We start from the raw sequence: 6,811 nt of genomic DNA, 5'->3' as shown, positions 1-6,811 counted from the left end.
CAGGGCGTGCAACCGCGCGGGACCGGATTCGTCGACGACTCCGACTACGGCCCGTTCGTCGCGGCCGGCATCCCCGCCGGCGGCGTGTTCTCCGGGGACTCGGGAACGAAGACCGCCGAGCAGGCCCAGCTGTGGGGCGGCCAGCCTGGCGTCCCCTTCCAACCCTGCTACCACCGGGCCTGCGACGACATCAACAACATCAACAGGCCGATGTTCGACCGCATGGTCAACACCCTCGCCTATGGAGTCGGCGCGTTCGGGGCCGACCTCAACGGCGTACCGCCACGGAACCAACGGTCCGCCCGATGAGCGCATTGAACCGCCCCGGCTGTGGTGGCGGCTCTGTAGCCCCGGGAGGGCGTGGAGCGCGCCAGCGCCGAGAACTACCCCAAGGAGATGCCCTGCTGGTCGTCGGGTGAAAGACGGCGTTGCACACCGACGACCTCGCCCGCCTGCAGATGACCGACCTGCACCCCTCCGACCAGGGCCTCTCGGTCGACCTGTCCCGCTCGAAGACCGACCAGCACGGCACCGGCACGACGATCGGCATCGCCGCGCCCTCCTCGAAAGCTTCTACGGGGGAGGGGAGTGAGGATTCGACGCTGCTCGACGCCGGTGCCGCCTGGACCCGCTGGCTACGAGTCGGCGCTCCTAGGTGTACTGACCGGACACGTTGGTTGAACCGGTGTGACGACACGGTCTGAATGATCTTGAGGGGAGGACCTCTCGGGAGTGCTGTGGAGCTGTCTGACGGCATCCACTCACTGACCGGGAGGTCCTCCGTGGCCCACGCTAACGCGGCGCTGACCCCGCGCGGCCGATTGAAGCTCGCGCGTCTGATCGTCGAGCAGAACTGGCCGATCGCCGCGGCCGCGATCCGTTTCCAGGTGTCGTGGCCGACCGCGAAGCGCTGGTCGCAGCGCTACCGCGAGCTCGGCGAGGCCGGCATGGTCGACCGGTCCTCGCGGCCGCACCGGATGCCGCGCACGACCCCGCGGCCGGTGATCCGCAAGATGGTGCACCTGCGCTGGAAGCAGCGCCTGGGCCAGCTCGAGATCGCCGCCCGGCTCGGGGTGGCGGCCTCCACGGTGCACCTGTGGCTACGCCGCTGCGGGATCAGCCGACTCGGTCATGTCGACCGCGCGACCGGGGAGCCGGTGCGCCGCTACGAACACCCCCACCCCGGGGCGATGATCCACGTCGATGTGAAGAAGCTCGGGAACATCCCCGACCAGGGCGGATGGCGCTACGTCGGCCGCGCTCAGGGCAAGCGCAACCGCATCGCCACCCCCGGCAAGACCCGCAACGCCCACCACCAGCCGCTGATCGGCACCGCGTATGTCCACACCGTGATCGACGACCACTCCCGGGTCGCCTACGCCGAGATCCACGACGACGAGAAAGCCGACACCGCCATCGGGGTCCTGGTGCGCGCCGTGGCCTGGTTCGCCGCCCGCAACGTGACCGTCGAGCGGGTGCTCTCCGACAACGGGTCGGCCTACAAGTCCCACGCCTGGCGTGATGCCTGCGCCGAGCTCGGCGTCGTGCACAAGCGGACCCGGCCCTACCGGCCTCAGACCAACGGCAAGATCGAGCGGTTTCACCGCACCATGACCGCCGGGTGGGCCTTCCGACGGCTCTATCTGAGCGAATCCCAGCGCCGCAAGGCGCTCCCGGGGTGGCTGCACGAGTACAACCACCACCGGCCCCACAGCGCCATCGGCAGACAGCCCCCGATCACCCGCTTGACCAACCTGTCCGGTCAGTACACCTAGGGAGCGCGGCGACGTCGTTCGAGGAAGATCGTGTCCCGCCACGAGCCGTGGTGTTGGCCGATGCGTTCGCGGACGCCGAGGGTGCGGTAGCCAGCGCTGTGGTGCAGGGCGATGCTGGCGCGGTTCTCGGGGAAGATCGAGGTCTGCAGGGTCCAGAGGCCGGCGGTGTCGGCGGCGGTGACCTGGCGGTGGATCAGGGCGCGCCCGATGCCGCGGCCGCGGTAGCCGTCGCCGACGTAGATCGAGGTCTCGCCCACTCCGGCGTAGACCTCTCGGCTCGAGGTCGGGCTGACCGCGGTCCAGCCGACGACCCGGCCGTCGATCTCGGCGACCCAACGGTGCCCGGGCAGCCACTTTTCGTCGAGGGCCCTTTCGTCGGGGACCTCGGTCTCGAAGGTGGCGTGGCCGGTGGCGATCCCTTCGGCGTAGATCCGGCGCACCGCGCCCCAGTCACCGTCCTCGAGTGCGCGGACGGTGACGTCGTCGGGTAGGTCCTCGGGGCAGCAGGGCCGGGGCGCAAGCAGGCCCATGACAGCGTCGGCGGCGTGGGGGAGCCCGGTGCAGCAGGCGGCGTTGACTGCGACCCGGGTGGAGGTGCCCTCACGGCGCAGGACGACGAAGCCGGTGTCGGCGAGCTTGCGCAGGTGGTGCGAGCACGTCGCTTGGCTGACCCCGGTCAGCTCGGCGAGCCGGCCCACCGAGACCGGGCCGGTCGCGGTCGCCACCGCGTGCAGCAGGCGAATCCTGACTGGCTCGGCGAGACAGGCGAACCAGCTCGCGTAGGTCGCGGCGTCCTCGGCGGGGAGCTGCGTCGGCTCCTCAGCCTGCGGCGCGGGGGCGAGAGGCAGCGAACTCGCAGACACCCCCGCAGAGTATCGATCCGAGTCGATGGTTGCATCCATCGATCGTCGTCGATACTGTCCGCCGCGTTCGATCGAAGCGCGTCGATGGAGGCGGTATGGACGGGACGGCACTGCCGGTCGTCGTGGTCGGTGCGGGCCCGGTGGGCCTTGCGGCCGCCGCGGAGCTGCTCGAGCAGGGCTTGGAGCCGCTCGTGCTCGAGGCAGGTACCGAGGCCGCCGCGGCGGTGCGCGGGTGGGGACACGTGCGGCTGTTCTCCCCGTGGGAGTGGATCGTCGACCCGGCCGCTCAGCGCCTGCTCGAGGAGCAGGGCTGGACCGCCCCGGACCCCGAGCAGTACCCGACCGGCGCCGAGTGGGTCGAGCGCTACCCTCGCCCCGCTGGCCCAGGCGCTGGGCGAGCGGGTCGTCACCGACGCCCGCGTGGTCGGGGTGACCCGGCGTGGGCGTGACCGGGTGGTCGACGCCGGCCGCGACACCGAACCCCTGGTGATCCACGTGCTCACCTCGCGTGGAGAGGAGCGTGTGCTGGCCCGCGCCGTCGTCGACGCTTCCGGGACGTGGACCTCGGCCAACCCGCTGGGTGGTGACGGGATGCCCGCGATCGGTGAGCGCGCCGCGGCCGGGCGGGTCCGGGCGGCGGTGCCCGACCTGAGCGATGCTGCGGAGCGGGCTCGCTACGCCGGGCGGCACGTGGTGGTGGCCGGGTCGGGGCACTCGGCGCTGACCGCCCTGGCCGGGTTCGCCGCCCTCGTGGATGAGGAGCCGGGCACGACCGTCTCGTGGCTGCTGCGCCGCTCGGGGTTCGGGCAGGTCTTCGGCGGCGGCGATGCCGATCAGCTGCCGGCTCGCGGGGCTCTCGGTCAGCGTGCTGCGGAGGCTGTGTCTGGTGGGGCGGTGTCCCCGGTGTTCGGTTTCCGCACCGAGCGCGTCGAGCAGGACCCCGACGGCCGGCTGACGCTGGTGTCCGACGCCGGCGTCCGGGTCGAGGGTGTCGACGAGGTCGTGGTGGTCACCGGTTTCCGCCCGGAGCTGTCGTGGCTGTCGGAGGTCCGCCTCGAGCTGGACCCGACCCTGCAGGCCCCGGTGCGCCTGGCGCCGCTGATCGACCCGAATGTCCACTCGTGCGGCACGGTCTACCCGCACGGCGCCGCCGAGCTCGCGCAGCCCGAGCCGGGCCTGTACCTGGCCGGGATGAAGTCCTACGGCCGCGCGCCGACGTTCCTGGCCCGCACCGGGTACGAGCAGGTCCGTTCCATCGCCGCCGAGCTCGCGGGCGACCACGAGGCCGCCTCCCGCGTGGAGCTGGTCCTCAACGAGACCGGTGTCTGCGGCGGCGCGGGGCTCTTCGACGCCGACACCTCGGCCGCCGAGACCGCGGCCGGCAGCGGCTGCTGCTCGACGCCGGACGCGAGCGAGCGGGGCGAGCCGGTGTCGGTCGGCGGTGCCGGGGTCTGAGCGCGGCCCGGCCGGTCCCGCCGCCGACGAGGCGCGGGACCGGTCGGACCCGTCCCCGGTGTTGGGCTCCGCCGGCCGTCGGCGGGTGCTGGTGATCCTCTGCGTCACCGAGATCACCAGCTGGGGCGTCCTCTACTACGCGTTTCCTGTGCTCGCCCCGTCGATCGCGCGGGACACCGGTTGGTCGATCAGCACGGTGACAGCGGCCTTCTCCGGCGGTCTGGTCGTCTCCGCCCTCGTCGGCATTCCGGTCGGTCGGTTGCTCGACCGTCACGGTCCGCGCTGGGTGATGACGGCCGGCTCGGTCCTGGCCGTGCCCGCCACCGTCGCGATCGCAGCGGCCGGCTCACTGCCGTGGTTCTTCGCCGCGTGGCTGCTCGCCGGGGTCGCCCAGGCGGCGGTGTTCTACCCGCCCGCCTTCGCCGCGTTGACCCGCTGGTGGGGCACCGACCGGGTCCGGGCCCTCACCGGGCTCACCCTCGTCGCGGGGCTCGCCAGCACCGTGTTCGGCCCGCTCACCGCGGCCCTGCTCGACTCCCTGGGCTGGCGGGGGACCTACCTCGTGCTCGCGGTGATCCTCGCCGTCGTCACGATCCCCGCGCACCTGTTCGGGCTGCGCGGACCGTGGCCCGAGCCCGTCGAGGAGCCGGACCCTTCCGGGCCGGAACCGGACGGCCAGGCCCTCGACGACGACCCGGGCCGGATCGCGCGCAGCCGGCCCTTCGTGCTGCTGGTCGTCGCGATCTTCCTCGGGGCGTTCTGTTCGTTCGCGGTCACCGTCAACCAGGTGCCCCTGCTCATCGAGCGCGGAATGTCGACCAGCCTCGCCGCCTGGGCCCTCGGTCTGGGTGGGATCGGGCAGGTCCTCGGCCGCCTCGGCTACCGCCGTATGACCCGTCACGTCGGGGTCCGAGGCCGGGCCGCGGTGATCTTCGTACTGCTCGCCGCCACCAGCGCGCTGTTCGCGGTGCTGTCCGGGCCGCCCGTCGTGCTCATCCTCGTCGCCATGGGGGCCGGTGCGGCGCGCGGGATCTTCACCCTGCTCCAGGCCACCGCCCTGTCCGACCGGTGGCATCCGCGCTTGTACGGGCGCCTCAATGGCCTGCTGTCCGCTCCGGCCATGGTCGCCGTGGCCGTCTCCCCGTGGGCCGGGTCCGCGCTCGCGGACTTGTCTGGTGGCTACCCGTCGGTCTTCGTCGTCCTCGCCCTCGCAGCGGTCGTCGCAGCCGCGATGGCGTTCGGCACCCGACCCGAGCAGCCCAGCGCGAGCCGCACCTAATCCCCGTCATTCACGCTGAGGGCGGCCCTTGCTGGGTCCGAGGTGACGGATGATCACGGCGACTCGTGGCCGGCAAGGGCGTCCCGCACCCACTGATCCGGCGGCGCCCCACGGACGCCGTCGGGCGTTCGGTAGAGGCGGCATTGCAGGGCGTAGTCGTCCCGGTGGTCGGCACCAGGTTCGACGTCCCTCCCGTCGATCCGCAGGCTGGGCGACCCCAGGAATCGGTGAGCGCGTGCGGCGTCCTCGGTAGGGACCTCGATGGTGCGGATGGGGACGTGGATACCGAGGTCGTCGAGCAGCGCTCGCAGCCGCGGCAGGAACGCCTCGTGATTCGGGCATCCCTCGAAGAAGAGCAGCTCGATGAGATGATCCGCTGGAAGGTCGCGGATGTCGGTGATCAGGCCGTCCTGTACCTGCAGGCCCAGTCGTTGCGCGGTGACGTTTGACCTGTCTGACGTGACGTCGCCGTCAGCAGGCCACGCGACCTTGAGGTGCAGGACGACGACATCCCGGCCCAGGTGTCCGCTGGGCTCGATGTCGAGAACCTCGATCACCACGCCGGAGCGCAGCAGCTGCTCACAGTGCTGCGCCACTGCTGTCTTGCCACGACAAGTCTGAGGCGTGTCGTCAGTAGGACCCCACCGCACGCCCTCAGCGAGTAGTTCCGCAACCGAAGACACGTCGCCGGCTGCCAGCGCCGTGGCCAACGACCGAACCACGGAGACAGCGGCGGCAGCGCCCTGGGGGTTCACCACGACGACGATCCTCCTTCGACGAAGGTCAAGAAGCCTCAGTCGACACCGCGCGTGCGGGGACGGGTTCGGTGAGCAGGGTCGCGGTGCCGGGCTCGGTAGGGACGTGCTGGCGCATCCAGGCCTGGGCGGCCATCTGCACTGCGTCCCACGGCGATCCGAGCGGCGGGGTGTAGGACAGGTCGAGCTCGCTCATGCCGTCGACCGTCATGCCGTGGAACAGGGCGGTGGCGTAGGTGTCGACCCGCTTGGCGATCTCGGCGCCCCGGCGCCCGATCAGCTGGGCCCCGAGCAGCGCGCCGGTGCTGGTGTCGGCGGTGACGGCGATGTGGATGGGGGTGGCGCCCGGGTAGTAGGCCTTGTGGTCGTCGGGGGTGGCCAGGGTCGTGGCGGGCCGGTGGCCCGCGGCGACGGCTTCGTGTTCGCGGAGGCCGGTGCGGGCGGCGACGAGATCGAAGACCTTGACGACCTGGGTGCCCAGGCTGCCGGCGAACCGCCGGGTTCCGCCGAGGGCGTTCTCCCCGGCGACCCGGCCCTGCTTGTGGGCGGTGGTGCCCAGGGGCAGGTAGGTGATGCCGAGCTGGCGGTGGTGGGTGATGACGCAGTCGCCGGCGGCGAACACGTGCGGCAGGTTCGTGCGCATCTGCTCGTCGACGACCAGGGCGCCCTTGTACCCGACCTCGG

7 protein-coding genes and 1 pseudogene are annotated in these 6,811 nt (G+C 71.9%); 5 read left to right on the top strand and 3 right to left on the bottom strand.

Annotated elements, in window-relative coordinates; all coding sequences use genetic code 11:
- From LN037_RS31935 to LN037_RS31925, 3 genes are all read left to right on the top strand, one after another.
- Positions 1-309, top strand: a 309-nt coding sequence (locus tag LN037_RS31935; protein ID WP_230761132.1) for a M28 family peptidase, incomplete at its 5' end; no start/stop codon positions are given.
- A gap of 119 nt (positions 310-428) precedes the next feature.
- Positions 429-704, top strand: coding sequence for a site-specific integrase (locus tag LN037_RS31930; RefSeq protein WP_230761130.1), 276 nt, complete (start codon positions 429-431; stop codon positions 702-704).
- Between the two features lie 78 nt (positions 705-782).
- Positions 783-1,775, top strand: coding sequence for an IS481 family transposase (locus tag LN037_RS31925; RefSeq protein ID WP_230761128.1), 993 nt, complete (start codon positions 783-785; stop codon positions 1,773-1,775).
- Here LN037_RS31925 and LN037_RS31920 read toward each other — a convergent pair.
- The gene (locus LN037_RS31920; protein ID WP_230761126.1) at positions 1,772-2,677 is read right to left on the bottom strand and encodes a helix-turn-helix domain-containing GNAT family N-acetyltransferase; all 906 of its coding nucleotides are present in this window, start codon (positions 2,675-2,677) and stop codon (positions 1,772-1,774) included. The genes LN037_RS31925 and LN037_RS31920 overlap by 4 nt on opposite strands.
- 56 nt (positions 2,678-2,733) lie before the next feature.
- Between LN037_RS31920 and LN037_RS31915 the strand changes: the two are divergent.
- Both LN037_RS31915 and LN037_RS31910 read left to right on the top strand, forming a co-directional pair.
- Positions 2,734-4,093, top strand: a pseudogene (locus tag LN037_RS31915) (NAD(P)-binding domain-containing protein).
- Positions 4,094-4,184: 91 nt separating this feature from the next.
- Positions 4,185-5,372 carry an MFS transporter gene (locus LN037_RS31910; protein WP_372460583.1) on the top strand — a complete coding sequence of 396 codons (1,188 nt, stop codon included), beginning with the start codon at positions 4,185-4,187 and terminating at the stop codon, positions 5,370-5,372.
- 53 nt (positions 5,373-5,425) lie between these two features.
- On the opposite strand, the gene LN037_RS31905 is transcribed toward LN037_RS31910, so the two are convergent.
- Both LN037_RS31905 and LN037_RS31900 read right to left on the bottom strand, forming a co-directional pair.
- The gene (locus LN037_RS31905; RefSeq protein WP_230761124.1) at positions 5,426-5,968 is read right to left on the bottom strand and encodes a DF family (seleno)protein; all 543 of its coding nucleotides are present in this window, start codon (positions 5,966-5,968) and stop codon (positions 5,426-5,428) included.
- A gap of 187 nt (positions 5,969-6,155) precedes the next feature.
- On the bottom strand, positions 6,156-6,811 hold a 656-nt coding region (locus tag LN037_RS31900; protein ID WP_230761123.1), incomplete at its 5' end, for an oxidoreductase dimerization domain-containing protein.

The sequence above is a fragment of the Actinomycetospora soli genome (assembly GCF_021026295.1).
In the GTDB taxonomy this organism is placed as follows: domain Bacteria; phylum Actinomycetota; class Actinomycetes; order Mycobacteriales; family Pseudonocardiaceae; genus Actinomycetospora; species Actinomycetospora soli.
Note: the sequence above shows the minus strand (reverse complement) of the source record. Positions and strands in the feature narration are given on the sequence as shown.

Coding starts and splice junctions, on each gene's coding strand:
- LN037_RS31920 (WP_230761126.1), bottom strand. CDS start 2,677: ATGGATGCAACCATCGACTCGGATCGATACTCTGCGGGGGTGTCTGCG.